This is a genomic window from Synechococcus sp. W60.3 (assembly GCF_047502615.1).
Lineage (GTDB): Bacteria > Cyanobacteriota > Cyanobacteriia > Thermostichales > Thermostichaceae > Thermostichus.
The window spans coordinates 22,662-47,293 of record NZ_JANSHJ010000003.1; the positions used below are offsets into that span (position 1 = coordinate 22,662).

Genomic DNA, 24,632 nt, shown 5'->3' on the forward strand with positions numbered 1-24,632 from the left:
ATAACTTCAGATAATATCGAAATGGGCTGCCCCGGATCGCTCCAAAAGCTGCCGGTACAGCCTCACAATTTTGTCTTCCACCTCAGCTTGGCTCAGGTGATCCGTGTCGATCAGAATGGCATCGGGGGCAGGCCGCAAGGGAGAGATAAGCCGCTCGCTGTCGCGGCGATCCCGCTGCTCGATCTGAGCTTTTAACTCTTCGAGGGACACCACTTGTCCTTGGGCTTGCAGTTGGTGTTGCCGGCGCTGGGCCCGCTCCCCCACCGAGGCGGTCAAAAAGACTTTCAGCTCGGCATCAGGAAAAACATGGGTGCCGATATCTCGCCCCTCCAGGACGGCCCCCCCATCCCGTCCAATGAGGCGTTGCCGCTTCACCAGCTCCTGCCGTACCCCCGGCACTGCCGCCACCTGAGAAACCCAGCGGGTCACCTCTGGGGAACGAATGGCCTGGGTAACTTCCTCACCGTCGGCCCAGATGCGGGTGGGTTCGTCGGCCGAGGGGCCACTTTGTAGGGTTAGTTGGGTTTGGGCAGCCAGTTGGGTCAGTTGCTCGGCGTCGTCCAACGGGATCCCCCGCTGCAGCGCCAGCCAGGTGATGGCCCGGTACATCGCCCCCGTATCCAGGTACAAGAGCTGCAGTTGAGCGGCCACTGCCCGCGCTACGCTGGACTTCCCGGCCCCTGCCGGGCCGTCGATGGCAATCAGCGGGCGACGCCCCCTTTTCGGGGAAGGAGGCACTGCACTCTGCTGTTCTTGGGGCAAGGGATCCACCCCTTCCGGGGAAAGGAGCAGGTTGTCGATGAGGCGAGTTTGCCCTACATAGGCGGCGATGGCCAGTAGCCCCTTATCTTTCACCTCCGATAGGGGCTGGAGGGTTTGCGGATCCACCAATTCCAGATATTGCACGCGCAGCTCGGGGGTGCGCTCCAGCTCAGCACGGGCGGCGGCCAGGATCCCTTCGGCGGAGGGATCCCCGGCTTGCCAGTGGTCGTAACCTCGGCGCAGGGCGCGGTACAGGCTGGCGGCCACCTGCCGCTCCACTGCCGAAAGGTAGCGGTTGCGGGAGCTGTAGGCAAGGCCGTCGGCTTCTCGCACGGTGGGGCAAGGGACAATGGTGGTGGGAATTTGCAGATCTTGAACCAGCCGCTGGATAATTGCCAGTTGCTGGGCATCCTTTTGGCCAAAATAGGCCCGCTGCGGCTGCACCAGGTTTAGCAGTTGCAGCACAATGGTGGCCACGCCGCGAAAATGCCCCGGTCGGTGGGGGGCGCAGAGGGTCTGCAAAAGGGACTCAGGAGGCATGACCCAGGTGCGATCGCCGGCAGTGGCCGGGTCGGCCCCCATCTCCTGCGGGTCGGGGGCAAACACCACATCCACGCCCGCGGCTTCACACAGAGCCCGATCCCCTTCCTCGTCGCGGGGGTAGCGATCCCAGTCTTCGTTGGGGCCAAATTGGAGGGGGTTGACAAAGATGCTGACCACCGTGTGGTCACACTCTTGGCGGCAGCGGCGAATTAGGCTGAGATGTCCTTCGTGCAGGGATCCCATCGTTGGCACCAGGCCTATGGTAGATCCCCGCCAGCTCGCTACCTGCTCCCGCAAAGCCGCCACCGTGCGCAGCCACTGCATCGCCATGCCACCTCACCTGCTGAGCCACTCTCTTGCCGACGGTTTGGTGCCAGCTTTTTCCTCCCTGGCTTTCACAGACCCATCTTATTGCCGCGCTGATACTGTCTGTAGGCGGCCACAAACAGGCCTGCCAAGGTAACCAGCACCATCCCCAAAACGATCCCCAGCAAAATTGGCTCGATCACAACCTAGGCCTCCTACTTCAAACCTAGATCATGATAAGCCAAGCCCAAACTCTTCCTCACCTTGCCCGGGGGGATCCCTGCCAAAAGTCAAAACAACGAAGGTACAGGGGACGCCCCCAATTGCCTCGGTGGAGGGTCAAGTCTCCACGGCTATGGCTTGCTCTTTGATCGCTTTGATCGCTTCGTTGAACCTGCAACTGTCCCGCCCGAACTTGCCGAAAGATGTTTCCCAACCACAACTGCTCTCCCGCTTTGAAGGAGTGTCTGGCTGGGCTGGAAGAGCAACTGCGCCCTCTGGCAGACAAGGCCGTTCCCCTGTTGGTGGCAGACTCGGATCCGCTGCAAGTGTGGGCTGCCGTTTTGGCCTGCCAACACCTGGGGATCCCCCTCTTCTTGGCCAATCCCCACTGGGGAGGACGAGAGTGGGGGCAGGCTCTGGCCAGCCTGGGATCCGCTTGGCGCTGGCGGCGAGGGCAGTTGCAGGAGGGTTCTGCCTCCTCCCACCCCCCTCTGCAGCATTGGCAACAGATCCTACCCAGCGCCGATTGGCCAGTAATCGGGATCCCTACCGGTGGCTCCGGCGGCCAGGTGAAATGGGCAGTGCACTCCTGGCGTACCCTCAGCGCCTCTGCCAGAGCCCACCAGCAGCACTTCAGCGTGGATTGCGTCCATAGCTATTGTGTCCTGCCCCTGTACCACGTCAGCGGCCTGATGCAAGCTGTTCGTTCCTGGCTGAGCGGCGGCCAGTGGATTGTCTGGGATTGGAAACGACAGCAGCAGGCCGAGGCCTGGGATCCGCCTTTGCCGGGCAGCTTTCTGTCGCTGGTGCCCACCCAGTTGCAGCGGCTGTTGCTCAACGCCCAGCCGGGAGTCTTGGAGAGCCTGCGCCAGTTTCGAGCCATTCTGGTTGGCGGCGGCCCCACCTGGCCCAGTTTGCGGCAACAGGCCCGGCAACTGCACCTGCCCTTGGCCCTCACCTATGGCATGACCGAAAGCGCCTCCCAGGTGTGTACGCTCCTGCCGGAAGCCTTTTTGCAGGGGAGCGATAGCCTGGGGCGGCCCCTGCCCCACGCCACCCTGGAGATCCGCGGCGAAGCAGGGGATCCCTTGCCCGCCCAGACGGCGGGCCACATCCACGTGTGGGCGGAATCCCTGGCGCTGGGCTACTACCCTTTGGCGAGGGAGGCTGATGGCCTGGGCAAGTGGCAACAGCGGGGCTTCACCCCTGGAGATTGGGGCTATCTGGACTCAGACGGCTATCTCTACTGGCTGGGCCGCGCCGACGACCTGATCCTGACCGGCGGGGAAAAGGTGATGGCGGCCGAGGTAGAAGGGGAGATCCGGGCCAGCGGCTGGGTGGAGGATGTGTGCGTGCTCGGCCTGCCCGACGGCGAGTGGGGCCAGCAGGTGGTGGCGGTGGCCGTGCCCAAGGCTGGGATCCCTGCCCTCCCCGTAGAGCTGGAGAGGCACCTAAAGCAACACCTGAGCCAACAACTGAGCCCCTTCAAGCACCCTAAGCAATGGCTATGGTGTGCCGGGATCCCGCGCAACGCCCAGGGCAAAGTCAGCCGCCAACAGCTGCGGCAGTGGGCGGCCCAGCAGTTGAGACTGGCAACGCCAGGCAGCTAGCCGGATCCCTCCCGGATGCCCAGACGGGCCAAGTCTCGCCAGATTTCAAAGGCCAACTCGCGGTTGTGTGGCTCTGTGGCCAAAGCTTTTCTCAAGTAAGCCTCTGCCTGCTGGTAGCGACCCTCGCAGATTAAATGATTGCCGAAGCGCTGATAGGCCAAAGCCAAGATGTGGATGGCTTCCTTGGAGTTGGGAAACCGCTTCAGCAGCGCCTCCGCCAGAGCCACTGCCGTGGGCAACTTACGCTCGCGCCAAGCCGCCTTGACGCGGGCAATCCCTGCCTCAAGGGATTCCCGAGCCGGTGGTTCTGCTGAGATGGAGCCTGACCCAGTGGTGCGTACAACCACGCGCCTTTCCCCCCTCACAGAACTGGGTGGAGAGTGTCGTTGGGCGTTGTAGCGCCGCCGCTCTTCAGGGTTGCTCAGCACTTGGTAGGCCTGGTAGATCTGCTCAAATCGTTCTCGGGATCCCTCTCCTGCCACATCGGGGTGAAACTGCCGCGCCAACCGGCGAAAGGCTCGCTTGATATCTTCGCTGTTCGCTTGGGGAGAGAGGTTCAGGATTGCATAGTAGTCCATGAGCGGCAGCAGAAGAGAGGGTGAGGGGCTGCTGAACCTGGGCGAAGAGTCAGCTCTGGCTCGGAGCTACGCCGATCATGCCATGCCAACCTGGGCTGAACCAAGGGATCCCCTCGGCGCTCATGCAATTTAGATCCAATCTAGTAGAGAATCATTCTCATGTTGAGGCATGGTGCTGCATTGACCATTCTGACTGAGCGCTAAGAGGCATCTCTTCGCACAGCTACCTCAGAGGCAGGGATCCAGTGCTAGACTTTGCCCAAGTTGTAAATTCCAGACTTTGCCTAACTCTACTCCTAACTGTTCTCAAAGTACTTTTAGCTGTCTCTAAGTCCTATTTCTGAGTGACTATGAGCGAAGCACTGCACCGCGCCCTTGCCAATGAAGACCCGCAAGGATTGCTGGCTTACTTGCAGCAAGGGGGAGATGTGAATGCTCCCGATTCGCAGGGGTTCACCCCGCTTCACAAAGCAGTACTCATCGGCAATCTGGAGCTGTTGGACTTGCTTTTGGCTTATGGCGCTTCCGTCGACTCGATGGATTCCACAGGGGCTACGCCGCTCCATTTGGCTGCTGCCAGCGGCCAGGTGGAAGTGGTGGAGCGGCTTCTCAAGGCAGGCAGCGATATCGATCTGCTAGATCGCTATGGATACACTCCTCTCCATCGGGCTGCCCTAACCGATCAGGCAGAAGTTATTGGTCTGCTGATCCAAAAAGGGGCAAAAACCTGTGGCGTTCTCCACTGGGCTACAGCTACGGGTAGGAAAAGCGTTCTCGCCCGCTTGCTCTCCAAGGGGGCACCGGTGGATGCCGTTGATGAGACGGGGCGAACTCCTCTGCACGAGGCGGCCACACAAGGACACTTGGGCATCGCTCGCTTTCTCATTTTGTACGGGGCCGATGTCAACGCGCGCAACCGCTTCGGGGCGACACCCATGCACTGGGCTGCCTGGGAAGGGCATATCCAGATCCTAGAGCTGCTGTTGGAAAATGGGGCCGAATTAAACCCCCGCAATCACGATGGACACACTCCCCTCGCCTATGCCCAGAAACGTCAGCACAGGCTAGCTGCCCAATGGCTGCAAGACCGAGGCGCAACCCTTTAGTTTGGCTTAAGGGATCCCTACTTCTTGGGAGACGGGAGATAGAGTTGGAAGGAATTCCACAGAAAAAGGAGAGAGGATGTTAGATTTCCCCTCTCCGATCTCTTCGTCGCGGTTAGCGTTAACGCCATCTAGATTCTAATCGATAACTCGCATCTGGTTCAATTCCTTTCTCCAGATTTTAATCTTCTTCCAACATCATTTTTTAGAGAACAAAACAAAGACGGAACAGCTAGCTTGTTCCGAAAACATCCGTTTATCTCCTTACTTTCTAGAGGATTGGTAGCCATTCCAAATAGCTCAAGATACTTCCCCAGCGCTTCACGCCGCTTTCGCTTGCTGGCCCGCCGACGCAAGCGCGATCACCCTCGACTGCTACCTCCTACTTCAACACGATGTTGGCGGAAAACCTCCCCCTCTCCCATTAATTATATTTAGTCTCATTAACTTTGTGGAGAAAAAGGGATCCCTGCCAAGCGCAGGATGGCCAGTTCCGCCGGCGCGGGATCCCTGCTGCGTCCAAGACAAGAGAGGAAGACTGATGGATATGACTCCACCACTCAACCGGGTGACAGTATAGCACTATTGAGATTAAGTTGCAATATATCCCCATGGCACATCGGTTCCTCTTTGATAAAGACTTGCATCAAACCGAGTGAGTCTGGTAGAGTACCTAGCTAAAGTAGTTGGAAAAATTTGCAGCTAGGTCTTCGCAGGTTGCGGAGTGGTGAGCATGACATGGCAACAGGTTCAGGCGGGCGTGTGGTGTCGGCAGTTGGGGCAATTGGCGCCCCAGTGGTGGCTGGGGTGGAGTCCTGAGCAGGGCTTCCGGCTCTATCGCCAAGAGTCCCTACCTTCTCTCTCTGCTTTGCGGATTCGCTGCCAAGAGCGAGATGGCTGGCTGGATGTGTTTTTGGGAGAAGCGGAGCAACATCTCCAGCGGCGGCGCAGTCTCTTAGACGCAACGGCGCGGGTGGCTTTGCACTACTTGCCGGAAGAGCTGGTTCAGATTCGGTCTCTTCCACGTCCTCATGAGCGCATTCCTCTGGAGCTTTGGCAGCGGCTAACCCAGCAACGGAGTTGAGGTCTACCCAAGAATTCTTAAAAAACCATTAAAACCCTTACTGAGCTGCATTCAAAGTCACTTCACCCCGCGGGGATCCGAGGCGACCGGGAAGGCGGAAGTTCTCTTCCCTTCCAGCCTTTCTTGCTCTGGGGGGCGATAGCCCCTCTGCTCTTTTTCTCTCCGCCTGGCCAGGCTTAAGCTGGGAAGGGAAGTGCAGCGGCTGAAGCCATGACCGTTTCTGAGCACCAACCCAAGCCACGCTTTGAGCAGCAAGCCGGTGGGCTGACTGCTCACCGCCTTTTGAAGGGATCCATCATCGGCGCCGGGCAGGTGGGCATGGCCTGCGCCTACGCGATGCTTATCCAGAACACCCTCGATGAGCTGGTGATCCACGACATCGACCGCGCCAAGCTGGAAGGGGAAGTGATGGATCTGGTGCATGGGATCCCTTTTGTGGAGCCGACGCGGATCTGGGCAGGGGAGCTGGCCGATTGTGCCGGGTCAGACGTGGTGATTGTGACGGCGGGGGCCAAGCAGCGGCCTGGAGAAACCCGTTTGGATTTGGTTCACCGCAACGTCGAGATCTTCAAAAGCTTGATCCCGGCCCTGATGGAGCATTGCCCCAGCGCCATTTTCCTGGTGGTGAGCAACCCCGTTGACGTCATGACCTATGTTTCCCTGAAGTTAGCGGGGCTGCCGGCGGGGCAGGTGCTGGGGTCGGGAACGGTTTTGGATACGGCTCGCTTTCGCTATCTGTTGGCCCAGAGGCTGGGGGTGGATCCGCGCAGCCTGCACGCCTACATCATCGGCGAACATGGGGATAGCGAGGTGGCCGTCTGGAGCAAGGTGAACATCGCCGGCACGCCGATTGGCCAGCTCTCGCCGGAATGGGATCCCGCCCATTTGGGCGATATCTTCGAGCAGGTGCGCAATGCCGCCTATGAGATCATCCGCCGCAAAGGGGCCACCAGCTATGCCATTGGTCTGGGGGTGGCACAAATTGTCCAGGCCCTGGTACGGGATCAGCGGCGCGTTTTAACCGTGAGCAGCCTCACCCAGGGAGAATATGACCTGCCGGAGGTCTGCCTTAGTTTGCCGAGAGTGGTCGGTCGGCAAGGGGTGGAGCGCACGCTGGCCATGTCCCTCACCGAGAGCGAGCGGAAGCAGCTGCACCGCTCGGCCCAGATCTTGCGGCAAGTCATCGACAGCATCCGGTGGTAGAGCTGGGCTGCCGGATCCCGTTTGTTTTGGATCCACCGTTGGGTTCGCTACGGCTGTGGCTGACGGCAGGAGGTGGTCTGTGGAAGCGGACGTGCAGCGAGCACAGCAGGCCCAACTTGAGAAAGGCTCCTCTGTTCCCCCCTGGACAGGGATCCCGCTGCAGAAGGGTCTCGGCCAGCGACTGCGGCAACACGTCAACCCCCTGCAGGCTCAGTACCAACAACCCACCCCCCCACCCCACTGGGAACGGGTGTATCGGCGACTGGGGCAGCCCTTGCATTTGGATATCGGCTCAGGGAGCGGACGCTTTTTGCTGCGCATGGCCCAGGAGCAGCCCGACTGGAACTTTTTGGGGGTAGAGATTCGACAGCCGCTGGTGGAGCGGGCCAATGCTTGGCGGGACGAGCTGGGGCTGGATAACGTCCATTTTCTGTTTGCCAACATCAACGTCTCCCTGCGGCATCTGTTTGCGCCGGGAGATCTCAGCCGGGTCACCATCCAATTTCCGGATCCCTGGTTTAAAAAGCGCCATCACAAGCGGCGGATCGTCCAACCGCGACTGGTGGCGGATCTGGCCCTGCTGCTGCAACCGGGCAGCCCCGTCTTCCTGCAGTCGGACGTGCGGGAAGTGGCCGAGGAGATGGTCGATCGTTTCCTAGAGCATCCGCAGTTTTGGAATCCCTACCAGGGGCCCATCGATGACAACCCCTTCGGCATTCCCACCGAGCGGGAGTGGCAGTGCCTGCAGTTGGGTCTGCCCATCTACCGTTATTGGCTAGAGCGACGCTGACCCCTTTATCCGGCTGAAGCCAATAGAAGCTAGGATATAACCCGCTGGAGTTGCCTCGGTTGCTGCCATGTCTCCCTCTGAAGCCACGGCCTCTGTCGATCCCTTTTCCGCTTGGCTTTCTGTTCGCCGAGGGATCCTCAACCTGCTGAGCCTATTGGCCCTTTTGATTGTCGGGCTTTCGCTTTCCAGCAGTTGGTTTCAGCCGCCGCCGCAAACGCAGTTGGATCTGTTGCAAACCAATCTCGCCCTGCAGGCTGCCCGCACCCTCGACGATCCCCGCTATCAGGACCTGGCGCGGGCTCTGCTGGGGCAGAACGTTTTCGAGCTGGCCCACAATCGCTACCAGCAGGTGGCCGACAACTACGCCGAACGCCTGCAGCGCCTCAAACGGATGGCACGGCTGGAAAGGGCGACTTCCTCGGCAGGGGGCAAACCCGAATTGGCCAGGGTATCAGATGCGGTGGGGCCGGCCTCAACTCCAGAAGAAGTGGATCCCGTCCTCCTGGCTTCTGTCCAGGATCTGCAGGCGGAGCTGGACGCCCTGCGGCTGCGCCTGGGTCTGCTCTACGTTTACCAGGAGGATCTGGAGGCAGCCCAGCAGCAGTGGCAAGAGGTAGTCGATCCAGAACGTCCCTTGGAGCTGGAATCCGGCCAGAAGAGGGTGGCACAGGTTTTACAAGGGCTGTGGGGAACGCCACGGCGCATCTTGCCAGAGGCCGAGGTGCAAATCCGCAACCACCTGGACGGTTGGTTTGAGGCGGTGGCCCTGCAGCAGCTCTACCGGCTGCAACAGCGCAGCGACAGCCTCAATGCCCTCAACCAGCAGCAGGAAAAATTGGCCTTGGCAGCCCTGTTCCGGCTGGCGGTGGTGGGCGGGATCCCGCTGCTGGGGGCGCTGCTGGGGCTGGTGCTCTTGTTGGGCTGGCTGGGCTGGAGCTTCTGGCGCCAACGTCCTCTTGTGGGCCCGCCGTGGGAGGTGCCTTGGCCGGGGATCGGGGCGCAGGCGGTCCTGACCGGTTGGTTTTTGGGTTTCATTCTCCTCAATGCGCTGGTGCCTCGCCTTTACACGGTCGGGCTCGGCCTGGGGACGCAGCAGCTCAGCCCTTGGCATCAGGCGGTGGCCCTGTTTCTCACCTACAATGCGGGCGCTCTGCTGGGGGCGGCGCTGTTGTACCGGCTTCTTCGGCTCTATCCCGGTTGGCAGAAGGTGCTGCAGGTGCGGCTGTGGAGCCCTTGGATCCTCTGGGGCCTGGGCGGCTACTGGGCGGCCCTGCCTTTGGTGGTGCTGGCAGCGGCGCTGTCGCAGTTGCTGCTGCCCCAGGCAGGGGGCGGGAACCCCATCTTGCCTCTGCTGCTGGAGAGCCATGGCTGGGGGGCGCGCTTGGTGTTTTTGGCCGTGGTGTCTGTCTGTGCCCCTGTTTTTGAGGAGGTGCTGTTCCGGGGCTTTTGGCTGCCTACTCTAAGCCGCTACCTGCCTATGGGGGCCGCCATTGGGCTTAGCGCCTTCACCTTTGCCCTTGCCCACCTCAACCTTTCCGATCTGTTGCCTTTGACCATGCTGGGGGTGGTGCTGGGGGTGGTGTACAGCCACAGCCGCAACCTGCTGGCCCCCATCCTGTTGCACAGCCTCTGGAATACGGGATCCCTGGTCACGCTGCTGGTGTTGGGGGGCGCTTCCTGAGGGGAGTTTGGCCTACTTTTTCTTGCCGAAGAGGCGGCTCCAGAAGCCGCCGCTATCCTCTTTGCGCGGCGGTGGCACGATTTTCTGGGCCTGGGAGGTCTGACGGCTGGCCGAGGGAACGGGAACCGGCTGTTGGGTGGTGACCTGCTGCAGCCAGCGGCGCACCTCGGCCATCAACTCGGCGTTGGCCGGCTCGAGGCGGCTCGCCTGCAGGAAGTCGGCCTTGGCCATGCCAGCGTTGCCCTGCTTGAGGTGGGCGATACCTCGGTGCAGATAGTAACGGGCCACGTTGGGCTGGGCGCTGATGGCGAAGTTTAAATACTGGATGGCAACCCGGTACTGCTTGCGCTCGATCATGTCCAGCGCCTGCAGGAAGCGGGTCTCAGCGGGGCTAAGTTGCGGGGTTGGGGGCGAAGGAGGGGCGGGCTGGACAGGGGGAGCGGTGGGTGGAGCAGCCGGGATCCCGCCCAAGGTGGTGCGGCTGGGGAAAGGGGTTGGGATCCCCGTCGAGGTGGTGGTTTTGGCAGCAGGGGCGGGGATCCCTTTGTAGCCGGCCTTGAGCAGCAGGTAGGCTAGGTTGAGCTCGCTCAACTGCTCGGTTTTCTCCAGCAGGGTGGCCATAGAGCTGTATTGCTCTTTGGCCAGCTTCTCCACCCGCCGGACATATTCTTCCTGCCAATCGGCGCGCTCGGCCAGGTCTTTGACAGCTTCTCCAGTGGGCCACAGATCGGGGGGTGGCGACTCCAGCAGGCGTTGAACGCGCAGCTTGAGCACAGTCTCATATTCTGACCGCTCTCGCTCCTTGGCCAGCACCTCGTTGGCCGGGCTGACCAGCTTGGCGAAGAGGACGTTGGCCCGCTCTGCCCCTTCCGGATCCCCGACAAAGCGATCCGGGTGCAGAGCCTTGGCCGCCTGCAGGTAGCCGCGTCGGATCCCTTTGGCATCGGCGGTGAGGGGCACGCCCAAGATGGCGAAATGGTCGGTCTCGTAGCGGGCTAGCCCTCGGGTGAGGCGGGGGACATCAGAGTTGGATCCCATAGTTGCCACTTCTCCAAGATGCGTTGCAAAGTTCCGTTTTCGGTCAGGACTGCGATCGCCCCATCCACGGCTTCCTTCAGGGAAGGATGCTGTGAGGATACCACGCCCACCAAAGGAATCGGGAACAGAGGCGGCCCCGCCAGGCGCAGCCGGGATCCCGCCTGGCGCAGGCTCAGGGCGGCAACGGGCTGGTCGACGAGCACCGCATCCAACTGGCCAGCCTGGAGCTGGGCAAACAAGCGATCCGGGTTGCTGGTGGCAAAAAGACGAATGGCGTTGCCCCGCCTCTCGTTGTACGCCTCCAACAGAGCGGCTCCCGTACTGTTAACTACAATGCCCACTTTGCGGCCAAAGAGTTGCGACAGCGCCTCAATGGGAGCTTCCTCTGGCCCGGGATCCCGTACCACCAAGCGCTGCGGGCTGAGGTAGTAGGGTCGGGTGGCGAGAAACTGCTGCGGATCCAAGCCCAAAGCTTCCCGCGCCCCCCAGATGAGATCCACCTCATCCGCTTGCAAAGCCGCCAACTGCTCGCTCCAAGCCACATAGACGGGCTCCACTCGCACCTGCAGCGTCTGGGCAAGCGCCTCCAGGATATCCCACTCGAAGCCGGCGTAGGTTTGCCGCTCCAGGTCGGTGTAGAGGTAAGCCGGGCCCAGGCTGGGATCCAGGCCAACCCGGATGCGCCCCCGCGCCTGAATCTCGGCCCAACGGGAATCGGGAACCTGTGCTCGCTCGCTGGCAGGAGCGGGCAGGGTCGGCTTTGGGGCAGGCTGAGGGTAGGCCGGGATCCCCAAGAGCAGCGCCAGGCCAAACCCTGCCGCCCAACAACGACGCCGGAGCTTTTTCCCGGCCAAGTTATCTCCCTTGCCTTGCGAAAGAGCCATGAGGGCCTTTGCGTAAACCTTACCCAATTTTCGCCTGATCTTTACCTGATCTTTAAACTTTGGCCGTTTTGCTCCCCAGACCGGCGATCCCGCCGCATGGGGAAGGAGACCGGCAGAGGGCTGACCTGGGCCAGTTCTTCCTGAAGAGCAGCGTGTAGCCAGCCGTTGCTGGCCAGCAGGCGGCCACTGTACACATCCACCGGGCTGCCGTCGTAGGCGGTAACCTTGCCGCCGGCCTCTCGCACCAAGACAATCCCAGCGGCAATGTCCCAAGGGGAGAGACCCCGCTCCCAATAGCCGTCCAACTGGCCGGTGGCCACGTAGGCCAAGTCCAGGGCAGCCGATCCACCTCGCCGCACTCCCTGGGTGAGGTGGGTGAAGTGGCAGAACTCGGCGTAGTTGTTGTCGGGGGTTTCGCGGCGGTCGTAGGCAAAGCCAGTAACCAGGAGACTGCGGGAGAGTTCGGTAGTAGAGGAGACGCGGATGGGTTTGCGGTTGCGGGTGGCGCCCATCCCTTGTACGGCGCGAAAGAGATCCCCGCGAAAGATGTCGTAGATCACCCCCAGCACCGGCTCCCGCCCCTCCAGCAGACCAATAGAGACGGCAGCAAAGGGATAGCCATGGGCAAAGTTGGTGGTGCCATCGAGGGGATCGATCATCCAGGCGTAGGCGCCCTGCGGGGATCCCTGCTGGCCGGATTCTTCCGTCAAGATCACATCTTCGGGGAAGTGCCGCCTTAAGATTTTCAAGATAAGCTCCTCGGAAGCGCGATCCGCTGCTGTTACCAAGTCGCCCGGACGTTTCTCCTCAATGGCAAGGGTGCCCCCCACGTAACTGCGCAGCAAAGCCCCTGCCTCCAGGGCCGCCTCTGTGGCCACATCTAACCGACGCAACAGGGCCTCCGTCACACCCACACCTCAAGGCTACAAACCTGCTACCCAGAATAGCCCGCCCGCGGCCAAGGCTGTGGCTCCCAAGGGATCCCTTAAAACGGGAATAGCTCCGACCTGAACCCAAACCCAATTTTTCCAATTTTTTTTAGGAAAAGGGAGTATCTCCAAGGCTGCCTGTGGTGTATAGTAGTGTACATTAAGGCCTATGAGTTTTCCACCAGCCCGCCAACGCCGGGGGGATGTTGGGTGTCTCCTAGTTTCTGGGAACTCTAGGGTTCAGGGAGTTGGACTGGAAGAGCCAGGCTGCCGGGCAGGTAGTTGAGCGTCGAGGAGGAAACGCTGTTGCCCCAGAGCTACGACGATTTTTTTACCTCTACTACGGCAGTGGGCAGAGGCCATCTGTCCGGCAGTCAGGACTTCGATCTGCCGTTGGATCTGTTCGACCAAGTCCCGCAGCAGCCGGTGTCTCACCCGGAGTTCACCCTGTCCATCTGCCATCCTGTCCGGCCCTGCAGCTACATCCTGCGGGAGAGTATCTACACGGTTGGACGGGATCCCTCCAATGCCATCCAGATTGTCAACCGCTTCGTCTCCCGCCGCCACGCCTATTTGGTGCGAGTGCCCACCAAGTCCAATCGCACAGGATTTACGTATTGTCTAGTCGACGGCAACCGCAAGGGGCAGTCCAGCACCAATGGGGTGTTCGTCAACGGCACGCGGGTAGCTACCCACTACTTGAGGAGTGGCGATGTTATCTACTTTGGGCCGGAGATCCGCGCCTACTTCTTCGAGGTGGCCCGCATTCCCCCTCTGCCCAACCCTTTTGAGGTCAACCCTGACCTCGGCAAAGGATCCAACTTGGTTCCTGAGGAGATGAGAGGTGGCCGCAGCCCGTTGACAGATCCAAGGTTGCATCGCTAAAGTAGTCAAGCAGTGTAAATTGGGGCATCGCCAAGCGGTAAGGCAGCGGGTTTTGGTCCCGCCATTCGGTGGTTCGAATCCATCTGCCCCAGTCTTAAGCTGGGCTAGGTCTGCTTGAGACAGCAGAAGGCTTTTTTGGGCAGTTCCCCTTCGCTGATTCGGGAACTTCCCGCTAGGCGCAAGGGTACGCTTTTTGCATTGCTGGCGCGAAGACTTTGGCCAGCAGAGGGCCAATCCGTCAACCTAGCGCAGTCGGCTTAGGGGAGAGGGTGGACAATCGGCCTGGGAGGGAAAGGGAGCCGAATGAGCAGTGCTTGCCGATCCTTGATGGTCGTGGGGACTTCTTCCCACGTGGGCAAAACCCTTTTGGTAGCTGCCCTCTGTCGCCTTCTCAAAAAGGCGGGGAAGAAGGTTGCCCCTTTCAAGGCCCAGAACATGTCGCTGAATGCCTACGTCACCCCGGAGGGCCATGAGATTGCCTATGCGCAGGCTCTGCAGGCTTGGGCCGCCGGGATCCCGCCCGCGGTGGAGATGAACCCGATTTTGCTCAAGCCGCAGGGCAACCTGACTTCCCAGGTCGTCCTCAACGGCGTGGCAGTAGATACCTGTCGCGCCGGCGAGTACTACGAGCGCTGGTTTGCGCCGGCCTGGGAGGCGGTGAAAACGGCCCTGGCCCGCTTGCAACAGCAGTACGAGTGGATTGTCTGCGAGGGGGCGGGCAGTCCGGCAGAGGTCAACCTCAAGCAGCGGGATCTGGCCAACATGCGGGTGGCTTTGCACTTGGGATCCCCCACCTGGCTGGTGGCAGATATTGACCGAGGGGGGGCGCTAGCCCATGTGGTGGGCACCCTGCAGTTGCTGGAGCCGGCCGAGCGGGCCCTGATCCGCGGCATTGTCATCAACAAGTTTCGCGGCGCGCGGGAGCTGCTGCAGCCTGGCCTTGATTGGCTGGAGAACTACACCGGGATCCCAGTGGTCGGAGTTCTGCCCTGGCTGGATTGGGTGCTGCCGCAAGAGGATTCGATGGGCCTTGAGGCGGGCCCTCAACTCTGGGAAAATCGCCGCGAACGTGCCGGGCGGGGGAGCTGCCTGGAGATTGCCGTGATCCGCCTGCCCCAGGTGGCCAATTTTTCCGATTTCGACCCCTTGCTGGCCGAGCCCAGCGTCCATCTGCGCTGGGTTCACCCCGGCCAGAGCCTGGGATCCCCCGATGTGGTCATCCTGCCCGGCAGCAAAACCACCCTCAAGGATCTGTTGGCATTGCAAAAGACCGGCCTGGCCGACCAACTGCGTCTCTATTCCGGCCACATCGTCGGCATCTGCGGCGGGCTGCAGATGTTGGGGCAAACCATCGCCGATCCCGCCGGCCTAGAGGGAGTTGCTGGCACCTACCCCGGGCTGGGCTTCCTGCCGCTGACTACTGTCTTGCAACCCACCAAGGTTACCCAGCAGGTGCAGACGCAAAGCCGCTGGCCCGCCCCCGCTCCCGTCCAGGGGTACGAAATCCATCAGGGATCCACCCAGGCCGATCCCGCTGGCTGCCTGCCGATCTTCGAGCAAGAAGGCCTGGGCTGGCGGGATCCCACAGGCCGGGTCTGGGGCAGCTATCTGCACGGCCTCTTCGACAACCACCGCTGGCGGCGCCACTGGCTAAACGAGCTGCGCCGCCAAAAAGGCTGGGATCCCTTGCCGGAGTTGGACGGCCACTATGCCCAGCAACGCGAAGAACTGCTGGATCGTCTGGCAGAGGCCTGGCGGCCTCATCTGGATTGGCATCAGCTCCTGGAATAGGCCGGGGCCATTGCCAAGGTCTGCAAGAGTAGCTGTATTCTAGACAGGAATTTCCTTCCCCCTGACCTATGCGGCTTCTGGTTACCGGCGGCGCGGGCTATATCGGCAGCCACACCTGTAAGGCCCTGGCAGCCCACGGCCACCTGCCAATTGCCTACGACAACCTGGTTTACGGCCACCCTTGGGCCGTTCGCTGGGGGCCTTTGGAAATCGGCGACATTGCCGACCGCCAGCGGCTGGATCAGGTCATTCGGCAGTATCGGCCCGAAGGGGTGATTCACTTTGCCGCCTATGCCTACGTGGGCGAGTCGGTCAAGGATCCGGGCAAATACTACCGCAACAACGTGGCCGGATCCCTGACCTTGCTGGAGGCCATGCGGGATCACGGGATCCCCTACCTTGTCTTCTCCAGCACCTGTGCCACCTACGGCGTGCCGGAGCAGATCCCGATCCCGGAAACCCACCCCCAGCGCCCCATCAACCCCTACGGCCAGAGCAAGCTGGTGGTGGAGCAGATGCTGCGGGACTTCCAGACCGCCCACGGGATCCGGTTTATCAGCCTGCGCTACTTCAACGCCGCCGGCGCCGATCCCGACGGAGAAATCGGCGAAGCCCACGACCCCGAAACCCACCTCATCCCCCTGGTGCTGGAAGTCGCCGCCGGCCAACGCCCCCACATCACTGTTTTTGGCGACGACTACGACACCCTCGATGGCACCTGTATCCGCGACTACATCCATGTCGCCGACCTGGCGCAGGCCCATGTGTTGGCCTTAGAAGCGCTGGCGTCTGGCCAGCCTGTGCAGGCAGCCTACAACCTGGGCAATGGCCAGGGCTTCTCTGTTCAGGAGGTGATCGCCACGGCAGCAGCGGTAACTGGAAGACAGATCCCGGTGCAAGTTGGAGCCCGTCGACCGGGGGATCCCCCCTGCTTGGTGGGCGATGCCACGGCCATCCAGCGGGATCTCAACTGGCAGCCCCGCTATGCCGACTTGGCCGAGATCCTGCAGACAGCTTGGCGCTGGCACCAAAGGCGGCCCTATTTTGCCAAGGCCACACCGCCGCTCCGGGGGGCTTGACCCAACTGGGATGGCGATCCGAGGATCCAGCGGTACGATCAGGGGAGGTCGACGCCTAGAGCTTGCTTCCGATGGAGGAAAAGACCGCCCCCGATACCCTGGCGGTTGTCATGACCACCGTGGGATCCGAAGCCGACGCCCATCGTTTGGCACACACTCTGGTGGCCGAGCGCTATGTGGCCTGTGCCCAGGTGCTGCCGCCGATCACCTCCTACTACCGCTGGCAGGGATCCCTGCAGACGGAGAGCGAGTTCCTGCTGTTGCTCAAATTGCCCTCCACTGCTTATCCCCGCCTGGAACAGCGGCTGCGGCAGCTCCACCCCTACCAGGAGCCGGAGATCCTGGCTCTGCCGGCTGCTCAGGTAAGCGCTACCTATCTGGCGTGGGCCCGAGAGCAGGTAGGCTAAGAAGAGCGGTACCCTCTCTAGCATGATTGCCCTCTACCCCGGCAGCTTCGACCCCATCACCTTTGGGCACCTCGATATCATCGAGCGGGCCAGCCGCCTGTTTTCCAAGGTGATCGTCGCCGTCTTGAAAAACCCCAACAAGACCCCTCTGTTCAGCCCGGAGCAGCGGCAGGCTCAGATTAGCCTTTCTGTTGCCCACCTAAAAAACGTTGAGGTCGATACTTTTTCCGGCTTGACAGTGGCTTATGCCCGCCAACGGGGGGCAAAAGTTATCGTGCGCGGCTTGCGCGTCTTGTCCGACTTTGACGTGGAGCTGCAGATGGCCCACACCAACAAGCTGCTGGCCCCCGAGCTGGAAACCCTTTTCCTTGCCACCGCCAGCGAACACAGCTTCGTCAGCAGCAGCCTGGTCAAGGAGGTGGCCAAGCTGGGCGGCCCCATCGATCACCTGGTGCCACCGCCGGTAGTTCAAGATCTGCGGGAGCGTTTTCCCTTAGCTGGATGAAGGGATCCCTGCCTGGGAAAACAGGGCCTTCAGCTCTTGCAACGTCTTTCTCACCTTGGCCTGGGCCACCTCCACCTCCGGCTGGTCGTAGGCTTTGGCGGCAAAGTCCAGTTGCTCCAAGCCGCGGCCCATCTCCTTGGCCAGGCGCCGCATCTCCCGCTTGTGCTTGTCCGGCAGGGTGGCCGCCAGGCCGTTCAAGGTCTTGCGGGTCATGCCCATCGGCCCATGGATGTAGGAGCGGATCTCGAGCCAGTCCTCGGCATCCACCAGGCTCTGCAGCTGCTCCACCTGTTGCTCCAGCTGCTGCAGCTCTCGGGGCAAGGCGGCAGCCGCCTGGACGGGAAGGGATCCCAGCCACAGACCCAATGTGAGGATGGCAATCAGCAGCAGATTGGGCCAACGACGCATCATCTTACACCTCCCATCCGCCTTCACAGGCTTGCTTTCTGGCCGTTACTTCCTTGGCCAGCCATAGGCAATCAATAGTGTACCTGGTAACTGCCCTCCAGGCCGCTGTGGGCAGAGGGGCAAATCGGTTAGCCTAGAGCTGTAAAAGAACGTAAAGAGCGCTCCCATGCAACGCATCATCCTCATGACCGGCAAAGGTGGGGTCGGCAAGACCTCGATGGCGGCAGCAACCGGCTGGCGTTGTGCCGAGCTCGGCCTGAAGACCCTGGTGTTGAGCACGGATCCGGCCCACTCCTTGGCCGACAGTTTCGACCAGCCCCTGGGCCACGAGCCGGTGGAGGTCAAGCCCAACCTCTGGGGAGCAGAGCTAGACGCCCTGCAGGAGCTGGAGCTGAACTGGGGATCCGTCAAGACCTACATCACGCAGGTGTTGCAGGCCCGCGGGCTGGATGGCGTGCAGGCCCAGGAGCTGGCGGTGCTGCCGGGGATGGACGAGATCTTCGCCCTGGTGCGGGTCAACCGCCACTACGACGAGGGCAAGTTTGATGTGCTGATTATCGACTCGGCTCCCACCGGTACGGCCTTGCGCCTTTTGAGCCTGCCCGATGTTTCCGGCTGGTACATGCGCAAGTTCTACAAACCTTTGCAGGGGTTGGCGCGGGTGCTGCGCCCCATTGCCGAGCCGATTGTAAAAGGGCTAACCGGGATCCCCCTGCCGGATGACCAGGTGCTGGATGCCCCCTACGAGTTCTACCAGAAGATCGAGCGGCTGGAGCGCATCCTCACCGACAACCGCATCACCTCGGTGCGCCTAGTCACCAACCCCGAAAAGATGGTGATCAAGGAGTCGCTGCGGGCCCATGCCTACCTCAGCCTCTACGGCGTCGCCACCGATTTGGTGATTGCCAACCGCATTTTGCCGGAAGGGGTGGTGGATCCCTACTTTGCCGCCTGGAAGGCCGCCCAGCAGAAATATCGCCAGGAGATCCACGAGAACTTTGCCCCCCTGCCGGTGGTGGAGATCCCGCTTTACCCAGAGGAGCTGGTGGGGTGGGACGCCCTGGCCCGCCTGAAAAAGGATCTCTGGGGGGAGCGCAACCCGGCGGAGGTGTTCTACGCCGAGCAGACGATGAACGTGGCTAGCGACAACGGCCAGTACCGCCTGGATCTGTACTTGCCCGGGATCCCAAAAGAGCAGGTGGAGCTGAGCAAAACTGGCGACGAGCTCAACATCCGCATTGGCAACCACCGCCGCAACCTGGTGTTGCCCCAGACCCTGGCCGCCATGAAGCCGGCCCGTGCCAAGATGGAGGAAGATTACCTGCGCATCCATTTTGCCGCCTGAAGCCGCAGGGCAGTGTCCTGCTTGCCGTTTGCCAAAAAGTAGGCTTGTTGGAGTTGTTCCTGGTCGAGAGTGGGCATATTTGCAGGACGGGAGGAACTCTGGCTGGAAGAGAGCCCACGGAGGGGTGGGGAAGCGCCTTCATCTAGCTGTAGCCCTCTTCGGGCAAGGAGTTGGGCAGCAGCCTGGTTGGCCTCCATCGGTGGGGCCTATTCTCCAACCGCTTGCCCTACACCGTCCAGCTTGAGCCATGCTGATCATCAAGGTCACCTCCTTGGGAGGTTGCTCTTCTGGCCCAGCGAGGGCCCCTTTTTCGCTTCCTGAGGACTGTTGCGGGAGGTCATGATGCCCCATTCCATGAGCCGAGCAGAGACCCTAGCTCCCATCCATGTGGTGGGTGGGGGGCTGGCGGGGACAGAAGCCGCCTGGCAGATTGCCCAGTTGGGGGTGCCCGTCATCCTGTCGGAGATGCGCCCTGTGCGGCAGAGCCCGGCCCACCACACGGATCAACTGGGAGAGCTGGTGTGCAGCAATTCCTTCGGGGCCCTAGCCAGCGACCGGGCGGCAGGCCTGCTCAAGGAAGAGCTGCGCCAACTGGGATCCCTGGTCATCGCCACCGCCGATCGCCACGCCGTGCCGGCAGGGGGAGCCCTGGCCGTGGATCGGGCCCGCTTTAGCCAGGCCCTAACGGAAGCCATCGCCAACCATCCCCTCATCACCCTGCGCCGGGAGGAGGTGACCGGGATCCCGGAAGGGATAGCCGTCCTCTGCACGGGCCCGCTGACCAGCGAGCCCTTAGCTAAGGCGCTGCAAGCTTTTACGGGCCTGGAATACCTGAGCTTTTTTGACGCTTCCAGCCCCATTGTTACCGGGGATTCCCTCAACCGGGCGGTGGTGTTTCAGGCTTCCCGCTACGACAAGGGGGAAGCGGCCTACCTCAACTGCCCTATGACCGAGGCGGAGTACGAGCGCTTCTGGCAGGCGCTGGTGGAGGCCGAGCAGGTGCCCCTCAAAGACTTTGAAAAGGAGGAGCGCAAGTTTTTCGAGGGCTGCCTGCCCATTGAAGAAATGGCCCGGCGCGGCAAAGATACTCTCCGCTTTGGGCCCCTGAAGCCGGTGGGGCTGGTGGATCCGCGCACGGGATCGCGGCCCTATGCGGTGGTGCAGTTGCGCCAGGAGGACAAAGCGGGCAAGCTGTGGAACCTGGTGGGCTTTCAAACCAATTTGAAGTGGGGAGAACAGCAGCGGGTCTTTCGCCTCATCCCTGGCCTGGAGGCGGCGGAGTTTGTCCGCTTTGGCGTGATGCACCGCAACACCTTTTTGAATTCGCCGCAGCTTCTGTTGCCTACGTTGCAATTTCGCCGCCGGCCAACGCTGTTGGCTGCCGGCCAGTTGGTGGGCACCGAAGGCTACGCCTGTGCCGTGGCAGGAGGGTGGCTGGCCGGACAGAACGCCGCCCGCCTGGCCCTGGGGCTGCCTTTGATCACGCTGCCGCCGGAGACGATGATGGGATCCCTATTCCAGTTCATCAGCAGCGCCGATCCCAAGCACTTCCAGCCCATGCCGGCCAATTTTGGCCTCCTGCCGGAGCTGGAGGGGCAAAAAGTTCGCAGCAAACAAGAGCGCTACGCCCGCTACCGGGATCGCGCCTTGGCTGCTCTGGCGGCCACAGGCCTGGTGCGCCAGGCGCAAACTGCCTGAGTTCCCAACCCTGCAGGCGCAAACGGCCAGCTAGCCTGGAATAAAAGGAGGGATCCCGTGCCCATCCTGGTCGTCAACGCCGGCTCCAGCAGCCTCAAGTCCTCTCTCTTTGCAACCGTTGAGGGCAAGGTGGAGGCCACCCCCCTCTGGCAGGCGCAGGTGGACTTTGCCTACCAGTCCGGCCAAGTCTTGATTCAAACTCGGCGGCGGGGCGGCCCCTGGGAATCTTTTCCCCCCCTTGCCCCAGAAGCTGGCATTAGCGGTTTGGCTCCCCTCTTTCAAAGCCTCTGGCAGGGGGAGGGATCCCCGTTGGCCACAGCGGCTGAGATCAAGGCCATTGGCCACCGGGTGGTGCATGGGGGATCCCTCTATCGCCAGCCCACCTTGATTACGCCCGAGGTGGAACAGGCCATCGAGCAACTAAGCCCCCTGGCACCGGCTCACAATCCCCCTGCTCTTGAGGGCATTCGCCTCCTGCGCCAACTGTTGCCTGGGATCCCGCAGGTGGCTGTCTTCGACACCGCTTTTCACCAGCAGATGCCTGCGGCAGCCGCCCTCTATCCTCTTCCCTACGCCTGGGCCGAGCAAGGGATCCGCCGCTACGGCTTCCACGGCATCAACCACGAGCACTGCGCCCGCCGCGCCGCTGAGATCCTGGGCCGGCCCCTGGAAGAGCTGCAGCTCATCACCTGCCACCTGGGCAATGGCTGTTCTCTGGCGGCCATTCGCGGGGGCCACAGCGTCGACACCACCATGGGCTACACCCCCCTGGAGGGCCTGATGATGGGATCCCGCTCCGGCTCGGTGGATCCGGGGATCCTCATCCACCAGTTGCGCCGGGGCATGGACGTGGAGGAGCTGGATCGGATCTTGAACCGGGAATCGGGCTTGCAGGGCGTGTCCGGCCTCAGCAGCGACATGCGAGTGATCCTGGAAGCCATGCAGGCAGGCCATGCCCGCGCCGAGCTGGCCTTTAACCTCTTCATCCACCGCCTGCGCAGCCAGATTGGGGCCATGCTCATGAGCCTGGATCGGCTGGATGCTTTGGTCTTCTCCGGCGGCATCGGGGAAAACGCGGCGCCGGTACGGGCCGCAGCCTGTGCCAACCTAGGCTTTTTGGGGATCCAGATCGACCCAGTTCTCAACGCCGGATCCCCGCGCAACTGCGACATCAGCACCTCTGATGCTCCGGTGCGGGTGTTGGTCATCTCAGCCCAGGAAGACTGGGCCATTGCCAATGCCTGCCAAAAGCTCCTGCAAGAGGAATAGGCGAAGGAGCTCAGGCTGCTTCTAGCCAGGTTTTCTCCTTTCCAAGGACTGGCTCCGTCGAGACCCTCCCGCCACAATGGAGCCAAAGCCCTGGGCAGGGGAGGATAGGAGGAACCCTCCCTTTCTGCCAAGAGAAGACTTGCAACCCAGCTCATTTGAAGGTAACGGAAACCTATGCAGCCTGCCCAACTCCTGAACAGACGGATCCCCCTGCTGTGGCTCCTGGGCGTCGTTTTGGCGGGATGCGGGGAGACGACCAGCAGCAGCCCCCTGCCCCTGCCGACGCCCCTCCCTCCTCCTTCTCTCACCATCACCGATCTCTCGCCCCGCACCGTCCCCGTAGGGCAAACCCCCACCTTTGTCGTCTCCTTCCGCGTCGAGGCTCCTGCCGGGATCCGCGGATCCAACGCTTTCTTGGCTGCCGTCACCACTCCCCTGGGCAACTTTGTAACCCTAGGGGCTTTCGACGCTTCCCAATTGCCCGGCTGCTTCGTTGGAGCCACCGCCTGTACCGTAACAGGGCTTACCCTGCCCCAGAGCCGCTTTACCGTCACCCAGACGGGATCCCATCAACTCACCATCAGCGTTTTCGATCGCCAGGAGCGGCTGGGCAGCGGCAGCTTTACCTTCAACGGCGTGCTCTAGAGCTCAAAAGCGGAATCCAGCCTTGCTAAGCAAAACGCCACCGAGAATTTGCAAACGCAAGGGGCCTCCTCGTCGCCAGCGCAGACGTTGACAAGGCTTTGCTTCTCTGAGGAGAAAGCCATTTCCAGTAGCCATAGAACGGCTTGCTGCCTAATACCTGCACTTTCTTGGGAAAAAGGGTAAACTACCCGGCTCCAACCGCCCTTCACACCCCCCGTATACGGGGGGATGGACCTACATACCTGCACAGCCAAGTTGCTGGACAGCCCAAACCGTGCATGGATTTCGCGGTCACTCAGAGACTGAAGCTGAAGAGCGTTGGTTATCTTCTCTGGCGTGTTTTGGTTGACAGGCCTGGGCAAAGGCATCCAAAGTTGCATCCAGCTTTGTGGCTTGCGAGGCAGATACCTTGAGCTTGCAGAAGATAGTCAGGACTTGGGTCATGCTGGTTATATTAGGCGCTATCGCTCCCCACCGTATAGACGGTGGGGTGTCCCGCGCATTCAGATGAAGGCTGCTGGCCGGACAGGCGCTAGATTGGCTGATTAACCATGGATACTCGCCTAATCAACATCGGCTTTGGCAATATCGTCGCCGCCGGGCGCGTTATCGCCATTGTCAGTCCTGAGTCAGCTCCCATCAAACGCATCATTAGCGACGCCCGCGAAAGAGGCCAGTTGGTGGACGCGACCTACGGTCGCCGCACCCGCGCCGTAATCATCACCGATTCCGGGCACGTCATCCTCTCGGCCATTCAGCCGGAAACCGTTGCCAACCGCTTCCTTACTGCCAAAGTCGGTGCGCCGGAGGAACCTGAGTAAGGGCCTCACAAGCAGCCTGCGAGGCCGAGAGTGAGATATCCTAAAACAAACCAAACCAGCCAACTGTCCAGCCGTCCTTTGTCGCTCTCCGCCTATGGCAGTTTCTTCCACTACGCTCTCCTCGCCAACTCCCCCTGAGTGCCTGCAGCAACAGGAAACCCCTCGGCCTCCTGCCACTCGCGGTCGCCTGGTGGTTTTGACAGGGCCCAGTGGGGTGGGCAAAGGCACTCTGGTCAGCCAATTGCGCCAGCGCCACCCTGAGCTGTACTTTTCTGTCTCGGTAACCACCCGCCCCCCCCGCCCTGGGGAACAGGAAGGCGTCAACTACTACTTCCGCACTCGCGAGGAGTTCCTCAACCTGATTGAAGCCGATGAGTTGTTGGAATGGGCCCAGTATGCAGGTAACTTTTACGGCACTCCCCGCGAGATCGTGTTCCAAAAACTCAGCCAGGGTCAGGATGTGCTTCTGGAAATTGAACTGGCCGGGGCCCGCCAGGTGAGACAACAGTGTCCCGATGCCATTCGCATCTTCCTGTCTCCTCCCTCGCTAGAAGAGCTCGAACGCCGCATTCGCGAACGCGGACAAGACTCTGAAGCCAGCATCCAACGCCGTCTGCAACAGGCTCGCAAAGAATTGGATGCCAAAGACGAATTCGACTACGTGATCGTCAACGACAATCTAGAGCAGGCTCTACAGGAGCTGGAAGCCTTGCTTTATCCTCCCTCTCCAGGGAAGGGGCAATCCTAGGAGCTCTGCGACTCTACGCGCTTTTTTCCGAGAGCTCGCGTCTTTTTCTTAACTAAAAAACGGCGACACAAGCCTCGGCATCCACGCCAAGTGCTTTTTGACACTCCCCCGACTCAAGTCGGGGAATTCTCACGCAGTCCACAACCGGAATCGCGAAGGCGCTGTCAAGACGCCCCTACACACAAAGGGATAGCTTGGTAGCCCCGCACTTGAGTGCGGGGCGGAAAAGCCCGCTAGCCACTTTAGTCGCTTACCCATGATGGGGGTCGTTGATATAGTTTCATAGCTCAAACAACCT

Annotated in this window: 24 protein-coding genes, 1 tRNA gene and 1 pseudogene; 18 read left to right on the forward strand and 8 right to left on the reverse strand. The window is 61.4% G+C overall.

What is annotated here, in order from left to right:
• Window positions 1-6: 6 nt before the first annotated feature.
• Entirely contained in the window at window positions 7-1,629 is a 1,623-nt protein-coding gene (locus tag NW846_RS01675) for a bifunctional pantoate--beta-alanine ligase/(d)CMP kinase (RefSeq protein WP_011431446.1), read from the reverse strand.
• A 71-nt stretch (window positions 1,630-1,700) separates the two neighbouring features.
• Window positions 1,701-1,814, reverse strand: a complete 114-nt coding sequence (gene petG / locus NW846_RS01680) for a cytochrome b6-f complex subunit V (protein WP_011431447.1) — start codon at window positions 1,812-1,814, stop codon at window positions 1,701-1,703.
• Between the two features lie 222 nt (window positions 1,815-2,036).
• On the opposite strand from petG, the gene NW846_RS01685 reads away from it, so the two are divergent.
• The gene (locus tag NW846_RS01685) at window positions 2,037-3,443 is read left to right on the forward strand and encodes a 2-succinylbenzoate--CoA ligase (RefSeq protein WP_011431448.1); all 1,407 of its coding nucleotides are present in this window, start codon (window positions 2,037-2,039) and stop codon (window positions 3,441-3,443) included.
• Here the strand turns inward: NW846_RS01685 and NW846_RS01690 are convergent.
• Complete coding sequence (locus NW846_RS01690; RefSeq protein ID WP_414346996.1) at window positions 3,440-4,021, reverse strand: DnaJ domain-containing protein; 582 nt, start codon at window positions 4,019-4,021, stop codon at window positions 3,440-3,442. The genes NW846_RS01685 and NW846_RS01690 overlap by 4 nt on opposite strands.
• A gap of 350 nt (window positions 4,022-4,371) precedes the next feature.
• Between NW846_RS01690 and NW846_RS01695 the strand changes: the two genes are divergently transcribed.
• The 5 genes from NW846_RS01695 (at window position 4,372) to NW846_RS01715 (ending at window position 9,882) form a co-directional block, all read left to right on the forward strand.
• Entirely contained in the window at window positions 4,372-5,127 is a 756-nt protein-coding gene (locus NW846_RS01695) for an ankyrin repeat domain-containing protein (RefSeq protein ID WP_099812733.1), read from the forward strand.
• 730 nt (window positions 5,128-5,857) lie between these two features.
• Window positions 5,858-6,208, forward strand: a complete 351-nt coding sequence (locus NW846_RS01700; RefSeq protein ID WP_011431451.1) for a hypothetical protein — start codon at window positions 5,858-5,860, stop codon at window positions 6,206-6,208.
• A gap of 282 nt (window positions 6,209-6,490) precedes the next feature.
• Window positions 6,491-7,411, forward strand: a complete 921-nt coding sequence (locus NW846_RS01705) for an L-lactate dehydrogenase (RefSeq protein WP_414515207.1) — start codon at window positions 6,491-6,493, stop codon at window positions 7,409-7,411.
• Between the two features lie 157 nt (window positions 7,412-7,568).
• Window positions 7,569-8,201 (forward strand): tRNA (guanosine(46)-N7)-methyltransferase TrmB, encoded by a 633-nt coding sequence (gene trmB, locus NW846_RS01710; RefSeq protein WP_041439245.1) that lies wholly within the window; start codon window positions 7,569-7,571, stop codon window positions 8,199-8,201.
• A 67-nt stretch (window positions 8,202-8,268) separates the two neighbouring features.
• The gene (locus NW846_RS01715) at window positions 8,269-9,882 is read left to right on the forward strand and encodes a type II CAAX prenyl endopeptidase Rce1 family protein (protein WP_414515176.1); all 1,614 of its coding nucleotides are present in this window, start codon (window positions 8,269-8,271) and stop codon (window positions 9,880-9,882) included.
• A gap of 12 nt (window positions 9,883-9,894) precedes the next feature.
• On the opposite strand, the gene NW846_RS01720 is transcribed toward NW846_RS01715, so the two are convergent.
• The 3 genes from NW846_RS01720 to NW846_RS01730 are packed head-to-tail and all read right to left on the reverse strand — an operon-like array spanning window position 9,895 to window position 12,718.
• Window positions 9,895-10,920 carry a DnaJ domain-containing protein gene (locus NW846_RS01720; RefSeq protein ID WP_414347010.1) on the reverse strand — a complete coding sequence of 342 codons (1,026 nt, stop codon included), beginning with the start codon at window positions 10,918-10,920 and terminating at the stop codon, window positions 9,895-9,897.
• Complete coding sequence (locus NW846_RS01725) at window positions 10,878-11,804, reverse strand: ABC transporter substrate-binding protein (RefSeq protein WP_228375358.1); 927 nt, start codon at window positions 11,802-11,804, stop codon at window positions 10,878-10,880. Before NW846_RS01725 ends, NW846_RS01720 begins: the two co-directional genes overlap by 43 nt.
• Before the next feature lie 41 nt (window positions 11,805-11,845).
• Window positions 11,846-12,718, reverse strand: coding sequence for an inositol monophosphatase family protein (locus NW846_RS01730; protein ID WP_414347009.1), 873 nt, complete (start codon window positions 12,716-12,718; stop codon window positions 11,846-11,848).
• Window positions 12,719-13,015: 297 nt separating this feature from the next.
• Here NW846_RS01730 and NW846_RS01735 point away from each other — a divergent pair, with 297 nt between their 5' ends.
• The 6 genes from NW846_RS01735 (at window position 13,016) to coaD (ending at window position 17,400) form a co-directional block, all read left to right on the forward strand.
• Window positions 13,016-13,618 carry an FHA domain-containing protein gene (locus NW846_RS01735; RefSeq protein WP_414347008.1) on the forward strand — a complete coding sequence of 201 codons (603 nt, stop codon included), beginning with the start codon at window positions 13,016-13,018 and terminating at the stop codon, window positions 13,616-13,618.
• Window positions 13,619-13,638: 20 nt separating this feature from the next.
• Window positions 13,639-13,710, forward strand: a tRNA-Gln gene (locus tag NW846_RS01740).
• A gap of 211 nt (window positions 13,711-13,921) precedes the next feature.
• Window positions 13,922-15,409 (forward strand): cobyric acid synthase, encoded by a 1,488-nt coding sequence (locus NW846_RS01745; protein WP_414347007.1) that lies wholly within the window; start codon window positions 13,922-13,924, stop codon window positions 15,407-15,409.
• Between the two features lie 68 nt (window positions 15,410-15,477).
• Window positions 15,478-16,488 carry a UDP-glucose 4-epimerase GalE gene (galE, locus tag NW846_RS01750; protein ID WP_011431461.1) on the forward strand — a complete coding sequence of 337 codons (1,011 nt, stop codon included), beginning with the start codon at window positions 15,478-15,480 and terminating at the stop codon, window positions 16,486-16,488.
• A 71-nt stretch (window positions 16,489-16,559) separates the two neighbouring features.
• Window positions 16,560-16,895 carry a divalent-cation tolerance protein CutA gene (gene cutA / locus NW846_RS01755; protein WP_414347006.1) on the forward strand — a complete coding sequence of 112 codons (336 nt, stop codon included), beginning with the start codon at window positions 16,560-16,562 and terminating at the stop codon, window positions 16,893-16,895.
• A 22-nt stretch (window positions 16,896-16,917) separates the two neighbouring features.
• Window positions 16,918-17,400: a pantetheine-phosphate adenylyltransferase gene (coaD, locus tag NW846_RS01760; RefSeq protein ID WP_414347005.1), complete on the forward strand. Its 483-nt coding sequence runs from the start codon at window positions 16,918-16,920 to the stop codon at window positions 17,398-17,400.
• On the opposite strand, the gene psbQ is transcribed toward coaD, so the two are convergent.
• Window positions 17,389-17,811, reverse strand: a complete 423-nt coding sequence (psbQ, locus tag NW846_RS01765) for a photosystem II protein PsbQ (RefSeq protein ID WP_414347004.1) — start codon at window positions 17,809-17,811, stop codon at window positions 17,389-17,391. The two genes, coaD and psbQ, sit on opposite strands and share 12 nt — an antisense overlap.
• 163 nt (window positions 17,812-17,974) lie before the next feature.
• Here psbQ and NW846_RS01770 point away from each other — a divergent pair, with 163 nt between their 5' ends.
• The 4 genes from NW846_RS01770 to NW846_RS01785 all read left to right on the forward strand — a co-directional run bounded on the left by NW846_RS01770 (window position 17,975) and on the right by NW846_RS01785 (window position 22,765).
• Window positions 17,975-19,153 (forward strand): TRC40/GET3/ArsA family transport-energizing ATPase, encoded by a 1,179-nt coding sequence (locus NW846_RS01770; protein ID WP_414347003.1) that lies wholly within the window; start codon window positions 17,975-17,977, stop codon window positions 19,151-19,153.
• A 342-nt stretch (window positions 19,154-19,495) separates the two neighbouring features.
• Complete coding sequence (gene trmFO / locus NW846_RS01775; protein ID WP_414347011.1) at window positions 19,496-20,851, forward strand: FADH(2)-oxidizing methylenetetrahydrofolate--tRNA-(uracil(54)-C(5))-methyltransferase TrmFO; 1,356 nt, start codon at window positions 19,496-19,498, stop codon at window positions 20,849-20,851.
• A 57-nt stretch (window positions 20,852-20,908) separates the two neighbouring features.
• Entirely contained in the window at window positions 20,909-22,120 is a 1,212-nt protein-coding gene (locus NW846_RS01780) for an acetate kinase (RefSeq protein WP_099812726.1), read from the forward strand.
• Window positions 22,121-22,294: 174 nt separating this feature from the next.
• The gene (locus tag NW846_RS01785) at window positions 22,295-22,765 is read left to right on the forward strand and encodes a hypothetical protein (RefSeq protein WP_099812725.1); all 471 of its coding nucleotides are present in this window, start codon (window positions 22,295-22,297) and stop codon (window positions 22,763-22,765) included.
• Between the two features lie 227 nt (window positions 22,766-22,992).
• Here the strand turns inward: NW846_RS01785 and NW846_RS01790 are convergent.
• Window positions 22,993-23,209: pseudogene (locus NW846_RS01790) on the reverse strand (RNA-guided endonuclease TnpB family protein); the annotation flags it as partial.
• A 107-nt stretch (window positions 23,210-23,316) separates the two neighbouring features.
• Here NW846_RS01790 and remA point away from each other — a divergent pair.
• Together remA and gmk are read left to right on the forward strand one after the other, a co-directional pair.
• A complete protein-coding gene (gene remA / locus NW846_RS01795; RefSeq protein WP_011431477.1) occupies window positions 23,317-23,586 on the forward strand; it encodes an extracellular matrix/biofilm regulator RemA in 270 nt (89 codons plus the stop codon).
• 94 nt (window positions 23,587-23,680) lie between these two features.
• Window positions 23,681-24,334, forward strand: a complete 654-nt coding sequence (gmk, locus tag NW846_RS01800; protein WP_414347002.1) for a guanylate kinase — start codon at window positions 23,681-23,683, stop codon at window positions 24,332-24,334.
• Window positions 24,335-24,632: the final 298 nt, after the last annotated feature.